At 77.0% G+C, this 19,662-nt stretch carries 11 protein-coding genes; 3 read left to right on the top strand and 8 right to left on the bottom strand.

Annotated elements, in window-relative coordinates; translation table 11 throughout:
- Positions 1–13: 13 nt before the first annotated feature.
- From J4557_RS01460 to J4557_RS01435, 6 genes are all read right to left on the bottom strand, one after another.
- Complete coding sequence (locus J4557_RS01460; protein WP_208264456.1) at positions 14–1,696, bottom strand: serine/threonine-protein kinase; 1,683 nt, start codon at positions 1,694–1,696, stop codon at positions 14–16.
- A gap of 66 nt (positions 1,697–1,762) precedes the next feature.
- Positions 1,763–5,122 (bottom strand): hypothetical protein, encoded by a 3,360-nt coding sequence (locus J4557_RS01455; protein ID WP_208264455.1) that lies wholly within the window; start codon positions 5,120–5,122, stop codon positions 1,763–1,765.
- 41 nt (positions 5,123–5,163) lie between these two features.
- Complete coding sequence (locus J4557_RS01450; RefSeq protein ID WP_208264454.1) at positions 5,164–8,340, bottom strand: coiled-coil domain-containing protein; 3,177 nt, start codon at positions 8,338–8,340, stop codon at positions 5,164–5,166.
- Complete coding sequence (locus tag J4557_RS01445; protein ID WP_208264453.1) at positions 8,337–9,008, bottom strand: DprA-like winged helix domain-containing protein; 672 nt, start codon at positions 9,006–9,008, stop codon at positions 8,337–8,339. The genes J4557_RS01450 and J4557_RS01445 overlap by 4 nt, the downstream gene beginning before the upstream one ends.
- Entirely contained in the window at positions 9,001–9,867 is an 867-nt protein-coding gene (locus tag J4557_RS49160) for a hypothetical protein (protein ID WP_243775090.1), read from the bottom strand. Before J4557_RS49160 ends, J4557_RS01445 begins: the two co-directional genes overlap by 8 nt.
- Before the next feature lie 2 nt (positions 9,868–9,869).
- Positions 9,870–11,075 carry a hypothetical protein gene (locus tag J4557_RS01435; RefSeq protein WP_208264452.1) on the bottom strand — a complete coding sequence of 402 codons (1,206 nt, stop codon included), beginning with the start codon at positions 11,073–11,075 and terminating at the stop codon, positions 9,870–9,872.
- Positions 11,076–11,273: 198 nt separating this feature from the next.
- Between J4557_RS01435 and J4557_RS49155 the strand changes: the two genes are divergently transcribed.
- From J4557_RS49155 to J4557_RS01415, 3 genes are all read left to right on the top strand, one after another.
- Complete coding sequence (locus J4557_RS49155; RefSeq protein ID WP_243775089.1) at positions 11,274–15,038, top strand: LuxR C-terminal-related transcriptional regulator; 3,765 nt, start codon at positions 11,274–11,276, stop codon at positions 15,036–15,038.
- Between the two features lie 102 nt (positions 15,039–15,140).
- Positions 15,141–16,646 carry an AMP-binding protein gene (locus tag J4557_RS01420; protein ID WP_208264451.1) on the top strand — a complete coding sequence of 502 codons (1,506 nt, stop codon included), beginning with the start codon at positions 15,141–15,143 and terminating at the stop codon, positions 16,644–16,646.
- A gap of 98 nt (positions 16,647–16,744) precedes the next feature.
- On the top strand, positions 16,745–17,659 hold the full coding sequence (locus J4557_RS01415; protein ID WP_208264450.1) for an AMP-binding protein: 915 nt from the start codon (positions 16,745–16,747) through the stop codon (positions 17,657–17,659).
- Positions 17,660–17,730: 71 nt separating this feature from the next.
- Here J4557_RS01415 and J4557_RS01410 read toward each other — a convergent pair whose 3' ends face one another.
- Positions 17,731–18,405, bottom strand: a complete 675-nt coding sequence (locus J4557_RS01410; RefSeq protein ID WP_208264449.1) for a response regulator — start codon at positions 18,403–18,405, stop codon at positions 17,731–17,733.
- Entirely contained in the window at positions 18,402–19,661 is a 1,260-nt protein-coding gene (locus J4557_RS01405; RefSeq protein ID WP_208264448.1) for a sensor histidine kinase, read from the bottom strand. The genes J4557_RS01410 and J4557_RS01405 overlap by 4 nt, the downstream gene beginning before the upstream one ends.
- Position 19,662 lies beyond the last annotated feature (1 nt).

The raw sequence follows: 19,662 nt of genomic DNA, 5'->3' as shown, positions 1-19,662 counted from the left end.
GGTGTCCCTCCCGTCAGGTCCAGGTCGCTTTCGCGAGGATCTTGTCGAGGTCCGGGGTGCCGAACTCGTCGAGGATGAGGAGGCGCGGCTCCGTCAGGTACCAGAACCGCTGGACGTAGGTCACGCTCGTGGGCTTGAACTGGTCGGCGCCCTGCAGGACGAGGCAGTGGATGCGCCACTCGCGGTACTGGGCCGTCCGCGTCCCGACCTTCGCGGTGCCCGTGCGGACCGGCTTGGCCCGGTCGGCCTCGGTGCCGATGCCGTTGAGGTCGCCCCGGTGCGGGCAGGTCCGCACGGCCTCGGTCTCCGGCCCCCAGGGGCGATTGGGGCTGAAGCCGCTCCAGCCGTTCTGCTGGTCGTTGCGCCACGGTTCGCCGATCACCACGAAGCCGGGGCAGTTGTTGTCGTAGGCCTTCCGGTTCTTGTCCTTCCGGGCGCCGATCGTGGACGGGGAGCACTCGCCAGGGGAGTTCACCCAGTAGTCGCCCTTGGGGCGGCCCGGCAGGTCGGTCAGCGGCGAGAGCCTCCAGTCCACCGGGGTCGTGAGGGTGAACGTGCCGAACGACATCCGCTGCCCGGACGGCGTCGGCGTGGCCGTCGCCGCGGCCGCGACGGGGGTGTGCCGGTCGCGGTCGGGGCGGGTCGCGGCGTAGACCCCGACGCCGACCGCGGCGGTGCCGGCGACGGCGGCGCCCGCGATCGCGACGCCCGCCTTGGTGCCGACCGCCGACAGGAGCCCGCCCGAGCCCGTCGCGGCCCCGCTCGTCCCCGCCGCGCCCGCCGCCCCCGCCGTACCGGCGCCCGCCGCGCCCGCACCGCCGGGCAGCAGGCCCGCGGCGGCGAGCGGGAACAGCGCGGCGAGGGCGGTGGCCGCGATGGCCAGGGCGCGCACCCCCCGCTGCTCCCAGTCCGGGCCGTACGCCCGGACGGCGATGCGGTCGAGCTCGCCGGCGAAGTGGGCGGCGCTCGGCGGGCGGTACGCGGCGTCCTTGGCCATCCCCTGCAGCACCAGCGCGCGCAGCGGCTCGGGGACCTTCTCCGCCGGGACGGGCGCGTTCGCGTGCTGCCCCATCAGCGCGACCCGGTCGTCCGCGCGGTAGGGCCGCTCACCGGCGACGCACTCGTAGAAGACGCACGTGGCGGCGTAGACGTCGGTGGCCGGGGTGGCGGGTTCGCCGCGCCACTGCTCGGGCGCCATGTAGGCGGGGGTGCCCGACCGGTCGCCCTCGCCCGTCCACACGGCGATGCCGAAGTCGATGAGCTTGCTGAGGCCGTCCGCGCGGACGACGACGTTGGCGGGCTTGTAGTCGCGGTGCACGACCCCCGCGGCGTGCGCGGCGGCGAGCCCGCGCAGCGACCCCTTCAGGACCAGCAGCGCCGCCTCGGGGGCGAGGGCGCCGTGCTCGGCCAGGACCCGCTTCAGGGAGACGCCCTCGACCGCCTCCATGATCAGCGCGGTGCCGTCCTCGGTCTCGACGAGCCGGTAGAGCCGCGCCACGTGCGGGTCGTCGACCCGGCCGAGCATCCGGGCCTCGTTGCGGAAGGCGTCCCTGGCGCGCGGATCGGCGTCGGCGGGCAGGTACTTGATGGCGACGGGCGCACCGGTCCCGCCGTGCCGGGCCAGCGCCACCCGTCCCTGGGCGCCGCGGCCGAGCTCGCGCACCTCCTCGAATCCCGAAACCCGCCACTGCGTCACCGGCCACCCCTTGGGTTCGTCCCGATCGGTCCACCATTGTGACGCGGCATACCGCCGGAAGGTTGGTCACTCCCGCGCGGTGAGGATGCCTCTCGCGGTGAACGCCACGTCCGGGTGCGGGTGGGCGCGCAGGGCGCGGAGCACCGAGCGCCACGAGGCGGGCCAGCCCGCGCGGGGGGCGTGGGCGCCGGTGAGCGCGGCGGCGAACAGCCCGCCCGCGAGGTCGCCGCGTCCGGCCAGCCGTTCCGCGTGGGGGAGGACCGCTTCGGGCTCGGGCGTGCCGGCGGGGACGGAGACGTACTCCGGGTAGTCGATCCACGTCTCGTCCGCCCACGGGACGAGGGCCTCGGCGACCTCCCGGGCCGCGAGGACCCCGCCGGCGCACCCGTCCGCGAGGGCGTCCAGCGCGGCGGCCGTGCCGGGGGCGTCCCAGCGCAGGGTCGCGGCGGCCAGTTCGCGGGCGAGGTCGCCGGGGAGGAGGCCGTCCAGGGCGGCGACGGCCCGCCCGGCCCGGTCGCGGTCGCGGTCCGCGGCGGCGCGCACCGCGCCGGCCAGCGCCGCCAGCCGCTGGAACGCGGGCAGGTCCCGTTCGGCTCCGGCGCTCGGCTCGTCGGGCGCGGCCGCCAGGCGGGCCGCGGCCGCGCCGAGTTCCGCCGCGCCGTAACCGGCGACGACGCAGCCGACCAGGGCGTCCAGGGCGGGCTTCCAGCCCTCGGTCACGGCGAGGTCGGTGACGAGACCGGCCAGTACCGCCGGAGCGTCCGGCGCCCACTGCGCCCACTGGGGGACGTTCGGCAGCGCGGCGGCGCGCGCCTCGGTGTCGTCGGAGCCCGCCACCCGCAGGACCAGCGAGGCGTAGAAGCCGCGGAACCGCTCCTCGACGGCCAGCGGCGGCGTTCCCAGCACCTGGCGGGCCAGGTCGCGCGGGCCGTCCGCGGCCTCGCCCAGGATCCGCCGCGCCACCGGGTCGGCCAGGTACGGGCGGACCGCCGAGGCGATCGCGGCGCGGACGTCCCGGTGCTGGCCGGGGTCGTCCCAGGCGGAGGCGACCAGGTCCAGGGCGTCCGGCACCCGGTTGTGCAGCAGGATCCGCAGCGCCTCCTTGCGCGCGGTGATCTTGCCTTCCCGGAGCGCCGGTCCCAGGACCGCCGCCAGCTCCGACGGCCGGACGAACCGGGCCGCACGGGTCATCGCGTACATGGCGACGTGCGCGTGGTCCGTGGCGGCGTGCGCGAGCAGATCCGGCAGGACGCCCTGCGGGGACGCCGTCCACGCCACGGCGGTCAGCGCGGTGCGCCGGATCCGGTCGTCGCCGGAGTCGAGGTAGGGGCGCAGCCGGGCCGCGTCCACGCCGGGGACCGTGCCCATGGTCCGGATCGCGCTCGCCCGCGCGTCGCCCGGCTGCTCCTCGTTCCCGGCCACGCGGGCGAGCAGGCCGAGGTAGGCGCCGCGCTGCCGGGACGTCCACCGCCGCATCCACGCCGCGGCCATGTGCGGGACGTAGGTGACGTCCGCGCGCTGGAACCGTCCGGGCGGTGTCGTCCCGCCGAGGACCAGGTGCAGCAGGTCGGTGCGCTCGCGGGCGATCGCGGCCAGGACGGCCGGGACCGCGACGGCCGACGGGTCCTTCGCGACGACCCGCCCGACGCGGTCGGCGCGGGTGCCCGGGGGAGCGAGCCACAGCCCGATGGCCTGCGTGAGGACGTCGTCGCTGCGCGCGTCGAGCGCCGCCTCCAGCGCGTCCTGGAGGCGCGTGACGTGGTGCGCGCGGCGGCCCAGCGCCCGGACGAGCACCAGCGCGAGCCGGTGGTCGTCGCGGCGCGCGGCCGCGTCGAGGTGGGGCGCGAGCGTGTCGGCGAGCCGGAACTCCTGGCCGTGCCGCAGCGCGCGGTCGAGGCGGCCGAGGAACACCGCGCCGGCATGGCCGATGAGCCGCTCGACCAGCTCCAGCCCGAACACGACCAGGTCGGCGTCGTCGCGGATCGCGCCCTGCCGGCAGAACGCGGCGGCGATCCGCCCGAGTGCCTGCCGGGTTATGTACGAGCAGTCGCGGGCGGCCAGCGCGTCGTCGGCGAACCGCGCCACCGCCGCCGCGTGCTCGCCGCGCAGCAGGCCCTCCGGGACGTTCGCGAGCGCGTTCAGCGCCGAGTACCGGACGGGGTCCTGCTCGTTGCGCAGCCGGACGAGCGACTCCAGCGTCGCGGTCAGCGTCTCGGGATCCCGGCTGCGGCCCGCGCACGCGATGAGCAGCGCGTAGCCGGTCGCGCGGTCGTCGGCGTCCGGGCGGCGGGTCAGCGCCTCCAGGACCGGCAGGCCCTCCTCGTACGGAAGGAACGCGCTGATGCTCCAGTAGCGCGCGGGCGTCTCGGCGACCCGGCGCAGGCGCAGCATCCGCCGCGCCTCCCGCGTCCGGAGCGCGCGCGGCAGGACGTCCAGGAGCGACTCGTCCAGCTCGACGGCCGACAGCTCCACCCCGGCCATCGCCGCGTCGAACACCCGCTCGCGGCGGGACGGCGGGAACGCCTTCAGCAGGAGGCGGAGCGCATGGCCGTCCTCGCGGACGACCCGCGCCACCCGCGCCACGTCGCCGTCGCCGAGGGCCGCCAGCCGGTCCCGGACGGACCTGCGCCCCAGCACCCGGCGCAGCGAGCGCTCGTACCGCTCGGAGGTCAGCAGCCGGATCATCCGGACCGGCTCCGCCTCCACCAGCACACCGGCCTTCGGATCCAGCGCGAACGGCAGGCCCGGGTCGCCGCCGAACCGCTCCAGCAAACCGACGACGCGTCCCGGGTCGTGCTGCACCGCCGCCGCGATGCCGGGCCCGTACAGCCCCCACAGCCCCGCGCGCAGCCAGTCAGCCGCCTCCGCGAGCCGCCGCTCCGCATGGTCCAGGACGACGCCGGGATGCGCGCCGCCGAGCGACGCCCAGTTCGGGACGGCGCGCGCGAACGCGTCGATCCGCTCGGCCGCCACCGGCGGGCTGCAGGCGGGCAGCAGCGCGGCGGCCTCCTCCACGCCCCAGCGGTCCGCGACCGGCCCGACGAGCGCGTCCGCCAGGTCCGCGCGGCGCCGCCTGCGGACGGCGTCGTAGATCTCCGAGCGGATCGCCGCGGGCGCGTCGCCGAGCCCGGCGAGGAACGGCTCCGGGCCGTTCCCGTGCAAGACGTACAGCCGGATCGCCCGGCACGCCAGCTCCGCGTCGGCGTCGCCCATGGCGCGGGCGATGTGCGCGAGCGACGCCTCGTCCCGCACGGCCGACGCGACGAACAGCGCCACCGACCGCTCGTAGTGGCCGCCGCCCGCCAGCTCGCCGAGCAGCGCCGCCGGCTCCGGCGTGCCGGCCCGCCGGCGCAGGTCCGCCAGGCGGCGGCAGCGCTCCCCGAACGGCAGCGGTTCGATCTCGGTCAGGAGCTCGTCAGCACGCATGCCGGGCATCCTTCCGAATTCGCCCGCCGCCTTCACATGATTTACGGCGCCTCGGTGGTCGCGCCGGTCGCGCCGGTGACGCCGGTCGGGCCGGCCACGTGGGCCCGCGCCCGGGTGACCGCCTCCGCCAGCTTCCGGACCCGCGGCTCGTGCTCGTCGTACCCGACGACGACCGGCGGCTCGTTGTACGGCATCGTGTCCGACGAGCGGCGCAGCTTCACGTACTGCCCGCACGCGTCGATCGCGTACGGCTCCATGTCGTCCTGCAGCGCGCCGATCACCGTGATGCCGTGCGTCTCGCCGATCTTGCGGAACAGCGCCACGGCCTCCTTGCGGTGCTCCTTGCCCAGGTTGCGGCCCAGCTCGTCCAGCACCAGGCACAGCCGACCGCCGCCGGAACTGGCCAGCGCCGCCGCGCACACCAGCTTGACCGCCTTCTCGTCCATCAGCGCGGTGTTCGCGCGCCGGTTGTACGGGACGTACCGCTGGCCGTCCGAGCGCCGCCACTTCGGCGTCACCCGCCAGCGCCACTCCCGCTCCGGATCGCCCGGCTGCTCCGGCGTCGGGAACTCCAGCGTCGAGCCGTACCCGCCGTACGTCACGTCCAGCTTCTCGAACTCCTCCGACACCCGCTGGAGCCGCGCCCGGATCGCCGCCGTCAGCGCCGTCCGGTGCGCCTCCGCGGCGCCCGCCGCCTCCGTCGCGCCCTTGCGCGCCTTCTCCAGGTCGGCGCGGCGCCCGGACAGCTGCACCTCGATCTGCCGCCGCTGGTGCTTCTCGTAGTCCTCCTGGCGGCGCAGATAGCCCTCCAGCGACTTCGCCAGCCGCAGGAACGTGGCCTGCTCGCGGTCGGTGCGGCGGCCCTCGCCCTCGGCGCGCTCCCGCAGCAGGAACCGCGTCTCCTCCGGCATGTCCTCATCGGACGGGCCGTCGGGGAAGACGCGCCGCAGCGCCTCCGCCAGGTGCTTCTCGGCGGTGTGCCACCACTCGGCGGGCGTCCACGTCGCCTCGTCGTCGCCGAGGCCGGACAGCCACTCGGCGGCGCCGTCCCGGGACCCGCCCCACTCCTTCTCAAGCTCCTCCAGGCCGAGCGCCGCGCGCTTGTCCGCCAGCTCCGCGGCCTTGCGCCGCACCCGGTCGCGGTCCCGGTCGTGCGCCTCCTTGCGTCCGCGCAGCCGGTCCACCTCCAGCGCGCGCGTGTCCGCCTTCGCCTGGAGCCGCCGCACGGCCTGCTCCGCCGACCCCAGCCGGGGGCCGAGCTTCGACTCGCTGCCCGCCAGCTCCTCCAGCTGCGCCCGCAACTCCGCCATGCGCTCGTGCACGGCGTCCAGCTCGTCCGCCGCCCGCGCGCCCGCGAGGCGGCGGCCCGCACGCGCCACGTCGGCGGCGGCGTCGGACGTCGCCTGCCGCGCGCTCTCCAGCGCCTCCTTGGCCGCCTCCAACGCGGCCCGCGCCGCCTGCACGCGCGCCACCCGCCCCGTCACCGGCTCGGGGAACCCGCCGACGATCACGACGCCCTTCCCGTCGCCGTCGAAGGCGCCGAAGAAGCGCGTCAGCGGCAGCGCGCACCGGACGCCCCCGGGATGTCCCGGCACCGGCTCGCCGCCCGGGTTCAGGTCACCGTCCGCCGGGACGATCATCGAGCCGGGCAGGCCCTTCAGCGCGTCCGCCGCCGCGTCCAGATCGGACGTCCCGACCACGACGGCCTCCCGGTACGGCCACAGCGCGGCCTCCCACCGGTCACGGACGTCCTCCGCCAGCTCCACCGCGTCCAGCAGCCCCACCGCCGCGATCCCGGCGGCGGCCAGCGCCCGGATCTGCGCGGGCGCGCTGCTCTCGCCCGCCTCCGCCTCCACCAGCGACCGCTCCGCCCGCGCGATGGAGCCGCGCGCCATCCCGAACTCCTGCTGCGCCTCGTCACGGCGCGCCTCCGCGTCGGCCAGCTCCGCCTTCGCGGCGGCGCCGTCCCGCCCGTCGGCCTCCCGCCGCCGGTCCTCCAGCGCCGACACCTGCCGCCGCAGCTCCTCCAGCCGGTTGCGGGCGACCGCCTTGTCCGCGCCGAGCTTGTCGGCCTGCCCCTTCAGCTCGGCGAGCGCGGCGCCCGCCTCGCCGAGCCGCGCGTCCAGCGCGCCGCCGGTGAGCTGCTCGATCTCCCGCTCCGCCGCCTTCGCCGCCGCGGCCAGCTCCTCCGCCTCGGCCCGCAGCCCCTCCTGCTCGGCGGCGAGCGCCGCGTCGGCCTCGGCCGCGTCCGCGAGCAGCCGCGCCTGCCGCGTCCGCCAGTGCCGCAGCGCCGCCGCGACCTCCTCGCGCGCCCGGTCGCGCCGGTCGAACGTCTTCAGCAGCGCCGCCGCCTCGCGCTCCCACTCCGCGAGCCGGTCCGCCGCCTCCGCCGCCTTCGCCCGCTCCCGGTGCTCCTCCGCCCGCGACTTCCGCTCGGCCTCCAGCTCCCGGTCCAGCCCGGTCAGCGCCGCGATCGCGCTGAAGATCCGCTCCGGGCTGATCTCGTTCAGCGGCTGCGACAGCAGGTTCGTCGCGACCTTCGAGCGCACCGACGTCGACAGGAACGACACGCACCGCACCTGGCCGCCGTACAGGACGCGGCTCAGGTCCTTCGCCACCAGGTCGCGGCGGCCGGCGCTGCGCGGCAGGCTCGCCCACAGCCGGTCCGCGAGCGCGACCCGTCCCGCCTCCGACGGCGCCGACGCGAGGTACACGCCCTCCTGCCAGCGGATCTCCAGATGCGGCGCGTCCACGTTCACCCGCAGCCACACGGTCAGCGCGGTCTCGCGGTCGCCGTCCCCGTCCTCGTCTCGCCCGTCCTCGCCGTCGTTCCGGCCGTCCGGGTCGGCCGCGTCGGCGTAGTCGAAGACGCCCACGATGTACCCGTGGTCCGCGCTCGCCCACTGGCTGTCGCCCTGCGCCGCCAGCTCCGCGTTGAACAGCAGCTCCGCCACCGCCCGCGCACCCGACGCGAACCGCCACTGCTCGTCGCCCAGCAGCGCCGTGATCGCCGCGATGAACGACGACTTGCCCGCCCCGTTGGAGTCCTTCGGGCCCTGCCCCGCCACCACGATCAGCGTGCCCGGGACGGTCGGCACCGGATGCGTCGACAGCCGCGAGATGTTCACCGCCTGCACCGCCACCAGCGTCCGGTCGCCGACGAGGTTCTCCGCGTCCCGGACGGGCCCCGGCACCAGCGGTTCCAGCACGGCCGTCATTCGCTCTCCCCCTGCTCGCGTTCCCGCCCCCGCCGCCGCGCCCGGATCGCCGCCGCCAGCGGCGAGTCCGGCCCCGCGGCCAGGATCAGCTCCTCCTGCAGCCGCCTGCGGGCCGCCGGCGTCAGCCGGTGGAACTGCGGCCCCGGCACGAAGCCGCCCGCCTGCGCGGGGTCGGCCGGGTCGGCGCCCGCCTTCACCTGCGCCACCAGCCCGGCCAGCCGCAGCCGCCGCAGCGCCGCGTCCAGCTCCCCGACGGGCAGCTGCGTCCGCCGCCTCAGCTCCTCCACCGGCGTCGGGTACGGCGACAGCCACGAGTCGTCCTCCAGCAGCCCCGCCGCCCGCGGGATCGCCACCGAATGGATCAGCACCAGCGTCAGCACCGCCCGCTCCCGCACCGGCGGCACGCACTCCTCGTCCTTCGCCAGCTCCGCCGCGACGTCGTCCCGGTATCCCGAGATCCACGACGTCTGCTCCGAGCGGACCAGCGTCCGGCCGCTCAGCGCCAGCATCTCCTCGACCGTCCGCCGCAGCGCCGGCTCCCGCAGCGCCGGGAACCGCACCTCCGGCACGGGCTCCGCGGCATGCTCCACCGCCATGTACGCCGCGACCAGCTCCGCCCGCCGCCGCTCGTCATAGCTCCGCAGCAGGCCCTCGAACAGCTCACTCACCGCCGCTCCCCGGACCTTCCTCGCGCGACCCGCCCTCGCGTGCGGGCCGGGGGCCGTCCTCCGGGTCCGGCTCGGCCTCGCCGGGGCCCGCCGGCGGCAGGTTATCCACAGGAAGAGATTTCTCCGCCGCCGGTGCCGGGGGCGCGGCAGGCTCGTTCACGGAAGGCGACCTGAACACCGCAGGAGGCGCGGATGACGCACGTTCACCACCCGCACTACCCGGCCCCGAAGGCTCCGCGGCCGACGCCGGCGCCTCGCCGGCGGCCGGTTCGGACGGACGGGGGGACGGAACGGCCGGAGGCCCGTCGAGCGGGTCCTGGGCGTGCGACTCCGCGGGAGGCGGCGGCGGTTCGGGCAGGCGGTGCAGGAGGGAGCGCAGCGACGACAGCGTGTGCTCCGCCCACAGGGAGACCCGCGGACCGGGACGGACGGTACCGCCCTTCGCGGCGGTGCCCTCGTCCAGGAGGAGCCACCCGGTGTCGGCCAGGCGGCGCAGCTCGCCGGTGGCCCACCGGCGCGCCAGGTCCGCGTCCCCACGGGACATGTCCGCGTAGACCTCCAGGACGGCCGCGACCGTGGCCGGCGCGCCCGGCCACGGAGCGTCGTCCAGCCGCGTCCAGCAGCACCGCAGCGCGGCGGCGAGGACGCGGCGCGCCTGGCCCGCGCGGTCCAGCGGCATGGGCGCGGTCTGGTACTCCTCCAGGAGCGCGGGCGTGGCGCCGTCCGGCCAGACCGGCAGCAGCCACACCCGGTCGCCGTCCGTGGCCGCGGCCGTGCCCGCCGGGACGGGATCGGCCGCCGCGACCGACGTGGCGCCGAGCACGCGGGCGCGGGCCCGCGCGAGAACCTGCGGGTCCACGGTCACGTCCTCTCGAACCATCCGGGCGTCACCCAGGTGGGCGCCCCGTCCGGGCGCACGTCCAGGCCGTCCGACCAGACGAGCCGGTACGGGAGCTCCGGGTGCAGGTGGGCCGACGACAGGTCGGCCAGCGTCCGGCGCGCGGTCACCCAGTCCTGCGCGAGGACGTCGTGCACGGCGACCCGGTCCCGCCCGCGCAGGACCTCCTCGGCCATGGCGCGCAGCCGCTCCATCGCGGTGATGTCGGAGCCGGTCTCCGACGACAGCCCGGTGTCGGGCACGGACGGCCGCGGCGGCGCCGGCCGGGGCGGGGTCGCGCGGGGCCCGTCCTCCACGGCGGTCACCACCGCGGACGGCTCGTGCCACGGCGCGGCGGCGTCGAACACGAAACCGTCCAGGACGGCCGCGAGCTCCTCGCGGCCGGCGGTGCGCGAGAAGGTGCGCCACGTCTCGGGCGGAAGCAGGGTGAGGTTGCGGGTCGTGCCCGCGGAGTCCGTCAGGCGCGCGGCCGCGCGCCGCGACGCGTCGCCGTAGGCGTAGATGGCGGCGCGCAGGTCCGTGCAGGTGCGGTCGAGCTGCGGCCACCGCCGCAGGATCGCCCCGTGCAGCCGCTCGGCGCGCAGCAGGATCTCCTCGGTGCCCCACAGCTTCGGCGCCTGCTCCCGCAGCTCCTCGATCGTCCCGTTGGTGAGGGTGACGAGCTCGACGCTCCACAGCCGGAACGCGCGGGCCAGGCCGTCCGCGCCGTCGCGCGCCTGCTCGGGCGTCATCCGCGGGTCGGCGACGTTGAGCTGCTCCAGCGCCAGGAGCCGGTGCATCTCGCTCTGCCCGCCGTCCAGCATCATCCGCCGGACGAACATCAGCCCGACCACGCTGGTGAACGACGCCCGGTACCGCAGCTGGTTCGGCTTGGGGAACACCTCCCGGACGGCGCCGAGCCCCTTCAGCACCCGCAGCCGGTTCTCGAACACCTCGGACGGGTACCGGCGGCACACGTACCGCATCTGCTCCCGGCTCAGCCCGTCCTCGCCCGCGTCGGCGAACGCGGCGAGCAGCGTCTCGGCGACGTCCACCAGCTCCGGATCGTCCACCACGGCGCCGCTGTCGCGCGCCAGCGCCGCGAACATCTGCCGGTACACGCCCAGCACGGCCTCGCCGACCAGCACGTCGTCGAGGCTGGCGGCCGCGTTGTCGGAGGCGGTGGACACGGCGCACTACGGTACGGCCCCGCGGCGCCCAAGGTGGAATCGGCGGCGGGACCGCCCGCGAGAAAGGGCCCCCGAAACCGCAGACGGAGCACGCAGGGCGATGACACACTCACAGAGCGACCCGGACTTCGCGGGCCGCAGGCCGCACCAGGGCACGGAGCGCGACGGGCCGGGCCCTTCGGACACGGCAGGAGGGGCATGACCGAGCCGAGATCTCCTCTGAGGACGAACCTCCCCGCCGAACCCAACGCCTTCGTCGGCCGCGAGCGCGACGTGGCCGACCTGCGCCGCCTCCTGGAGGGCATGCGGTCGGTCACGCTGTGCGGAGCCGGCGGCATCGGCAAGACGCGGCTGGCCCTGCACGTCGCGCGGACGATGCTGGACGCCCACCCCGACGGCGTCTGGCTCGTGGAACTCGCCGGCGTCCGCCCCGACGGCACGCCCGAACCGGTCGCGCGGCGCGTCGCGGCGGTGCTGGACGTGGCGGAGGAGGAGGGCCGCCGGACGGCCGACACGCTCGCCGACGCGCTGCGCGGACCGTCGGTCCTGATCGTCCTGGACAACTGCGAGCACGTCATCGAGGAGTGCGCGGAGCTGACCGGCCTGCTGCTGGCCCGCTGCCCGCGGATGCGGGTGCTGGCGACCAGCCGCGAGCCGCTGCGGATGGCGGGCGAGAACGTCTGGCGGGTCCCGCCGCTCGAACCGCACGAGGCGGTGCGCCTGTTCGCCGACCGGGCCCGCGCCGCCCGGCCCGGCTTCGACGTCACCGGCGGCGTCGAGGAGGTCACGCGGGCGCTGGACGGCATGCCGCTGGCGCTGGAACTGGCCGCCGCGCGCGTCCGGGTGCTGTCGGTCGAGCAGATGGCCGGCCGCCTCGCCGACCGGTTCCGGCTGCTCAGCGCCGGCGACCGGACCGCGCCGCCCCGGCAGCGGACGCTGCGCGCGGCGATCGACTGGAGCCACGACCTGCTCGACGTGCGGGAGCGGACGCTGCTGCGCCGGCTGTCGGTGTTCGCCGGCTGGACCCTCGAGCAGGCCGAGCACGTCTGCGCGGACGCCGCGCTCCCCGCCGAGGACGTCCTGGACCTGCTGACCGCGCTGGTCGACAAGTCCCTGGTGGCCGTCGTGGGGGAGCTGGCGGGGCAGGTCCGGTTCCGCCAGCTCGACAGCATCCGGGAGTACGCCGCCGAACGCCTCGCGGAGGCGGGCGAGGACGCCGGGTTCCGGACCCGGCACCGCGACGCGGTGCTGGAGGCCGCCGAGCACGACGGAAGGCTCGGGGTGGCGGAGGTGCCCGGTGCGTGGGCCGACCGGGTCGCGCTGTTCCGCCGGTACGACGCCGAGCTCGGGAACGTCCAGGCCGCGCTCGGCTGGTCGCTGGACCGCGGCGACATCGGCGAGGGCCTGCGGCTGTGCACCGCGCTGCGCACCTTCTGGATCGTCCGCGGACGCGTCGCCGAATGGGCCGGCTGGACGGACCGGTTCCTCGCCCGCTCGCACGGCGCCGACCCGCGCACCCTGGGCGCGGCGCTCGCGGGACGCGCGCAGCTGGCCGTCGGCGGCCGCGACTTCGCCCAGGCCGCCCGGTACGCCGAGGAGGCCCTCGACCCCTGCCGGGCCGCCGGCGACCCGTTCACGACGGCGTCCGCCCTGGTCACGCTGGCCGAGTCGCTCGCCCGCGCGGGCCGGTTCGAGGACGCCGCGGCGCGGCTGGACGAGGCCGACGCGATCGCCGCGGGGCCCGGCCGGGACTGGGTCCGCGCCTATGCCCGGATCACCCGCGGCTACCTGCTGATCCGCCGGGTCCGCCTCCGCGAGGCACGCGAGCACCTGGACGCGGGCGCGAGGCTGATGCGGGAGATCGGGCAGCTCTGGGGCGCCGCGCACGCCATCATCGGCCTCGGCCGGCTGGCCGAGCTCCGCGGCGACCCCGGCGCGGCCCGCGCCCACTACGCCGACGTCCTGCCGATCCTGGCGGAGATCGGGGCGCGGCCGGAGATGGCGCGGGCGCTCGCCGGCATCGGCCGGGTCGCGCTGGAGCAGGGGGACCCGGCGTCCGCCCGGGAGGCGCTGGCGGAGAGCCTGTCGCTGAGCCGTTCGTCCGGCATCCGCCTCGACGTCGCCCGCGCCCTGGAGACGTTCGCCGAACTGGTCGCCGTCGAGGGCGACGCGCGCGGCGCGGTGATGCTCGCCGGCGCCGCGGCGGCGCTCCGCGAGGCCACCGGCCGCCACCCCGCCGCCGGCGCCCGCCGCGAACGGATGCTGGAACCGATCCGCCGCCGCCTCGGCGAGCCCCTCGTCGCCCAGTTCTGGGGCGAGGGCCGCGCGATGTCCCCCGACGACGCGGTCGACTACGCCCTGCACGCCCGCAACGTCCCGTCCACCACCGGACCGGCCTCCGTCCCCTCCCCGCGCTCCAGCCAAGAAGCCGCACCCCCCGAACCGCGCCCCGTCCCAGACCAGCCGCGCGCCCCTCGCCGAGAGCAGACCCGGCCCCCGGGACCGCTCACCCGGGAACACCCGACGCCCCGTCCCACCCGAGAATCAACGACGAAACACGACCCGGACGCGCCCCGGGCCCCCGCCCCAGCGCAGGCCCCCGCCCCAGAGCAGGCCGTTGATCCGGGGCAGGCGCTTGATCCGGGACAGGCTCTTGATCCGGGGCAGGCTCTTGATCCGGGACAGGCCCTCGACCCAGCGCAGGCCGTTGATCCGGGACGGGCTCTTGACCCGGGGCAGGGTCCCGGCCCGGGGCAGGCCCTCGAATCGGGGCAGGGGCTCGGCCCGGGGCGGGCTCTTGACCCGGGGCGGGCTTCCGAAGCCGCCTCTCGGCCGCCGAGCGGCGGGCGGACAGGGGCACTTCAGCGCTCGCCTCATCCCGGCGAGGAACGGGAGTCGAGCGCACGGCGCAACCGGGAAAGCGCCGGCAGGGAGCCGGGCGCCGAGCCGCTGGCTGCGGCGCAATCGCCTTCGGGCGAGCCCGCCCGACGAGAGATGCCTCTTACTCGGGCGGGGGAGGCCGGCCCGCGCACGCCGGGCGGCGACCCCGCACGCGCAACGCAGCCTCCAGGAAGCGCGATGCCTTCCGAGGCCGCTCCGGAGTCGGCCACCGGCCGACTGGGGGAAGCCGACCGGCGAAGACCGCAGGACGAACCGGCGGACGCGTCACAAGGGCCGGTGGTGACGTGGTTCGAGGGCGAACGGGAGCCGAGCGCGAAGCAGGTACCGCAGCCGGGCGCGCAGGATGCCGGACGACGAGTGCCGGGTTCCGGGCGGGCATGCGCGTCGCGGGAAGCGGCGGCGATGCCGTTCGAGGACGAGCCGGGTCCGGGCGCGGTCGGGGCCCGGGAACCTGGCCGGCAGGAGCAGAGCGGGCCTCGAGTCCGGAGTGGCCGGCAGGAGACCGGCGGACGAGCGTCGAGCGTGGAGGAGGACGCGCCGCCAGGGTCGGCGATGCGGTCGGGAGTGCGAGGAGCAGCGGCGTGGAGTGGGGGCGAACCGGAGGTGGGTGCAGGCCGGGGCGGCGCCGGCCGTGAGACGGCGGCTGGTGAGCGGTCAGGGGTGTGGCGGGGGGCGGAAGAGGCGGGGCGGGTCCCGGACGGACGTGGGCCGGGCGCCGTCGGGGAGCGGGAAGCCGGCCGGGACCTTCTGGGCGGGGAGCAAGGAGGCGAGGCGCGGCATGCGCGTCCGTGGAGCGGCCCGGGTGGGGGCCGGGCGTTGGAGGGGCGGGCGTTGGAGGGACGTGCTCGGCCGTTCACGCCGCCGAGCACGCTGACGGGGCGGGAGCGGGAGATCGCACGGCTCGTGGCGCGCGGGCTGACCAACCGCGGGATCGCGGACGAGCTGGTGATCAGCCCGGCGACCGTCGCGCGGCACGTGACGAACATCCTGACCAAGCTGGGCTACTCGTCCCGCGCGCAGATCGCCGCATGGGTCGTGGAGACCCTCTCCGCCGAGGACTGAGGGGTGTGTACACATCGCGGAGCGGTGCGGAGGTGCCGAATACGACCATGCCTGCGTAGTCCGGTGCATGTGCTGACGCGGCGTCCACCATAGCGTCGGCGCATGATCTCCCAGGGTGTGGACGCGGCCTCCGCGTACCCCGGTGCGACCGTGACGCGGGCCGTGCTCGGCGGGGCCGGTTCCGGACCGGAGAAGTCCGCGCGGCCCGCCGTGGCCGACGCGTCGTCCGGCCGGTCGCTGACGTACGGCGAGCTGGCCGCGCGCACGGACGCGGCCGCGGCCGGGCTCGTGCGGGAGGGGATCCGGCCGGGCGACGTGGTGGGCCTGCACCTGCCGGGCGGCCCCGAGTTCGCCCTCGCGCTGCACGCGGTCACCGCCGCCGGCGCCGTCCCGTTCCCCGTGGGCGGGCTGCCCGCCGCCGAGATCGCGCGGCTGCTGGAGTCCGCCGGAGCCCGGACGGCGATCACCTGGCCGGGGCTCGCAGGCGGCGTCCGGGGACGGGACCGGCGGCTGTTCTGCTTCGGCGCGGAACCGGGCACGGAGCCGTTCTCGGCGCTGCTCACCGGTGCCGCGGCGCCGGTGGTCCCCGTCGACCCGGCCCGCGACCTCGCACTCGTCGCCTGCACCGGCGGTCCGTCCGGACCGCTCCGGACGGTCCGGCTCACCCATGCGGAGATGGTCGCCGGGCTGGTGCGGGTCGCCGAGGCCGGCATGGTCGGCTCCGCCGACACCGTGCTGACCGCGCTGCCGCTCACCGGAGTCCTCGGCCTGAACGGCGTCCTCAACCCGGGCCTGCGGCTCGGCGCCGCGGTCGTCGCCTTCACCGGCGGCCGCCACGACCTGCTGCGCGCGCTGCAGCGGTGGCGCGCCACCGTGGCGGTGCTGCCGCCGCCCCTGGTCGAGGCGCTCGGCCGCGATCGCACGGTCGGCCGCTACGACCTGCGGACGCTGCGCGCCGTCGTCACCGCGGGCGGGCCGCTCGCCGCCGAGGACGCGCGCGCCGCCGCGGCCCGGCTCGGCTGCCCGGTCAGGCAGGCGTACGGGATCGCCGAGGCCGCCGGCATCACGCACCTCAACCTGCGCGCCGCCGAGGAGGGCACGCTGGACTCCGTCGGGCGCGGCCTGCCCGGCGTGAAGTGGCGCGTCGTCCATCCGCGGACCGGCGCCGGCCAGCCGTCCTACCAGCCGGGCGAACTGTGCGTGCGGTTGCCGGTGACCCGGACCGCCGCCGTCCCCGCCCGCTGGCTGCCGACCGGCGACTCGGCGTTCGCCGACGACCACGGCCGCGTGTTCGTGCTCGGCCGGGTGGGGCGCGCCCGGCCCGAGCCGCCCGGCGAACCCGAGGCGGTGCTCGCCGCGCATCCCGCGGTGTCCGACGCCGCCGTCGCGCCCGTCCCCGACGAGGACCTCGGCCTGGCGCCGCACGCCTTCGCCGTCGTCACCGACGAGACCTCCGTCGACGACCTGCTCGCCTACCTCGACACCCACCTCGCCGGGCGCCGCGGGGTCGTCGCCGTGCACCTGGTCGAGGAGATCCCCCGCGACGCGGGCGGGAGCGTCCGGCGCCGGGCGCTCCTCGACCGCGCCGGCCTCGGTCGCCGCCCGTGATCCACCCGGGCGGCCGCACGTGGGCCTGCGGCGGCTACACATGTGTCTACATAGGTCTTCGGATGTGGCGGCGCCGGGGCCGGGCATACGGTCGCCGCATGCTGGACGGAGAGACCGGCGCGGTGGGCGTCGCCGACGCGACGGTGACGCGGGCGGTGCTGGCGGCGATGGGCGGCGGCGGCCGGACGGCGGTCGTCGACCGGGGGCGGACGCTCGGCCGCGCCCGGTTCGCGGAGGCGGTGCCCGCGGCGGCGCGGGGGCTCCGGCGGCACGGGGTGCGCGGCGGCGACGTCGGCGCGATCCACCTCGCGGACGCCTGCGACCTGGCGCTCGCCGTGCACGCGGCCGCCGCGGCCGGAGCCGTGCCCGCGCCGCTGCCGCCGCACGCGCCCGCGGACGAGCTCGCCGCGATGATGAACGAGGCGGGAGCGCGGTTCCTGATGACGGGGGAGGAGACCGCCGCCCGGTCGATGGCCGCGGCGGACGACTCGTACGTGCGGCAGGTCTTCGCGTTCGGGGACGTGCCGGGCGCCACCCCGTTCGGGCGGCTGCTGGAGGCGGGCGCCGGGTCCGGCGAGGCGCCGTCCCCCGATCCGCTGCGCGACGCGGCGCTGCGGCTGACGGGCCCGCGCGAGGACGTCACGCATGCCGACCGCCTCGCGGACCTCTACCGGCTGGCCGGCGCCGTCGCGCTCGGGGAGGACGACGTCCTGGTCTGCTGCGGTGCGGACGTGCCGGTGCGGACGTGGGTCGGGCTCATCGACCTGTGCCTCGTCCAGGGCGCCGCGTTCGCCGGGGTGCCGGAGCCGGGCGCCCGCGACCTGCTGGAGGCGATCCTGCGGTACGGGGCCACCGCCCTCGTCGTCGGCCCCGCGAAGCTGCGGGCGCTGGCGTTCGACCACGGCGCGGTCCCGGCGCGCGGGCTCCGCGTGCTGGTGGCGGGCGCACCGTCCGCGGAGGCGGCGCGCGCCTGCAGGATCCGGCACGGGTGGACGGTGTCGCCGCTGCCCTGAGCGGCCCGCTCGGGAGGGCCCGCTGCCGGGGGCAACACGCTCAGGAGGGCCCGCTATACCGAGCGGCCTGCTCAGGAGGACGCGGAACCGGGCTGGAGCAGGCCGCGGTCGAACGCCGCGGCGACCGCGGCGGCGCGGTCGTTCACGCCGAGCTTGCCGTAGATGTGCAGCAGGTGGGTCTTCACCGTGGCCTCGCTGATGAACAGCCGGGCGGCGGCCTCCCGGTTGGTGCTGCCGCGCGCGACCAGGCCGAGGACCTCCAGCTCGCGGGGGCTGAGCGGCTCCTCGCCGCGCGGCTCGGCGGGACGGGCGGCGGCGGCGCGCATCCGGCTCATCAGCCGCGCCGCCACCGACGGCGACAGCACGGACTCGCCGCGGGCGGCGGCGCGGACCGCGCGGAACAGCTCGTCCCGCAGCGCGTCCTTGAGCAGGTAGCCGGTGGCGCCCGCCTCGATCGCGGGCAGCACGTCGCTGTCGGTGTCGTAGGTGGTCAGCACCAGCACCCGGGCGGGCAGGCCGCGCTCGGCCATCCGGGTGATGGCGGTGACGCCGTCGGTGCCGGGCATCCGCAGGTCCATCAGCACGACGTCCGGGCGGAGGGCCTCGGCGAGCCGCACCGCCTCGGCGCCGTCGGCGGCCTCGGCGAGCACCTCGAAGCCGGGCTCCCCGGTGAACATGCCGCGCAGCCCGTCCCGCACCACGGGGTGGTCGTCGGCGATGAGCAGGGTGATCGCGCCGCCGGTCATCCGGCGTCCCCCATCGGGACGGCGGGGACGCTCGCGGAGATCGCGGTGCCCGCGCCCGGCTCGGACTCGATCTCCAGCGTCCCGGCGACGCGGGCGACGCGGCGGCGCATCGCGGTGAGGCCGTAGCCGCCGTCCGCGGTCGGCGCGACGCGGTCGGGGACGAACCCGGCGCCGTCGTCGCGGACGTCCAGGGTGATCAGGTCGCCCATGTACGACAGGGTCACCGCGACGCGGGACGCGCCGGCGTGCTTGGCGACGTTCGCCAGCGCCTCCTGCGCGGTGCGCAGCAGCGTCCCTTCGACCTCGGGGTGCATGGTCCGTACGGTACCGGTGGTCCTCACCTCGGCGGGCACGCCGTGCAGGGCCGTCCAGCGGCCGGCGACCTCGGCGAGCGCCTCGGGCAGCGCGGACTCCTCCAGCGACTGCGGCCGCAGCGCCTGGACGGACCGGCGGGCCTCGGCGAGGCTGTCGCGCGCCATCCGCTGCGCGACGTCCAGGTGCCGTTCCCAGGCGCCGTCGCGCTCGCGGGCCTGCCGGGCGGCCTGGAGCTGGGTGACGACGCCGGCGAGGCCCTGGGCGATGGTGTCGTGGATCTCGCCGGCCATCCGCTGCCGCTCGTCGTGCACGCCGGCCTCGCGGGCCTGCGCGAGGAGCTGGGCGTGCAGGCCGGCGTTCTCCTCCAGCGCCGCCTCCAGCCGTGCGTTCGCCTCGGCGAGCTCGGCGATGACGTCCCTGCGCCGGTCGGACTCCTCGCTGATGCGCCAGGCGAACAGGGTGATCCCGCCTGCCAGCAGCACGTTCACCGCGAAGACCAGCAGGTAGACGAGCAGATCCCCGCGGTCGATGTTCCCGATCCCGCCCAGCTGCGCCGCGGCGCCGAGCGCGGCGCAGACGACCACGGCGAGCGCCCGCCAGCGGGGCCCCAGCCAGAACGCGTGCATGTATCCGGTGATGATCGCGAACCCGTACATCCCGTTCACGGAGATCAGCGCACCGATCAGGCCGATCAGGACGACGAAGTAGGCGCCCGCGACGCGGGGGCGCTCCAGCCGGTCCGGATGGAGGACGGCGAACCATGTCACCCACGCGACCGCCGCCCCGCTCAGTCCGAGCTGGAGCGCGATCCTGCCGGGCGACCCGTGGTCCACCAGCAGCCCCAGCGCCGTCGCCAGCCCGAGCGAGACGTACGGGACGACGCCCAGGACGAGCCGCTCGCGGCGTTCCCAGGCGTCGACGTCGTACTGTTGTGCCGGCACG

This window comes from Actinomadura nitritigenes, assembly GCF_017573545.1.
In the GTDB taxonomy this organism is placed as follows: domain Bacteria; phylum Actinomycetota; class Actinomycetes; order Streptosporangiales; family Streptosporangiaceae; genus Spirillospora; species Spirillospora nitritigenes.
The sequence above is the reverse complement of the archived record's forward strand: the minus strand, read 5'-3'. Positions and strand labels throughout refer to the sequence as shown.

Coding starts and splice junctions, on each gene's coding strand:
- J4557_RS01455 (WP_208264455.1), bottom strand. CDS start 5,122: ATGCGTGCTGACGAGCTCCTGACCGAGATCGAACCGCTGCCGTTCGGG.
- J4557_RS01450 (WP_208264454.1), bottom strand. CDS start 8,340: ATGACGGCCGTGCTGGAACCGCTGGTGCCGGGGCCCGTCCGGGACGCG.
- J4557_RS49155 (WP_243775089.1), top strand. CDS start 11,274: ATGACCGAGCCGAGATCTCCTCTGAGGACGAACCTCCCCGCCGAACCC.
- J4557_RS01420 (WP_208264451.1), top strand. CDS start 15,141: ATGATCTCCCAGGGTGTGGACGCGGCCTCCGCGTACCCCGGTGCGACC.
- J4557_RS01415 (WP_208264450.1), top strand. CDS start 16,745: ATGCTGGACGGAGAGACCGGCGCGGTGGGCGTCGCCGACGCGACGGTG.
- J4557_RS01410 (WP_208264449.1), bottom strand. CDS start 18,405: ATGACCGGCGGCGCGATCACCCTGCTCATCGCCGACGACCACCCCGTG.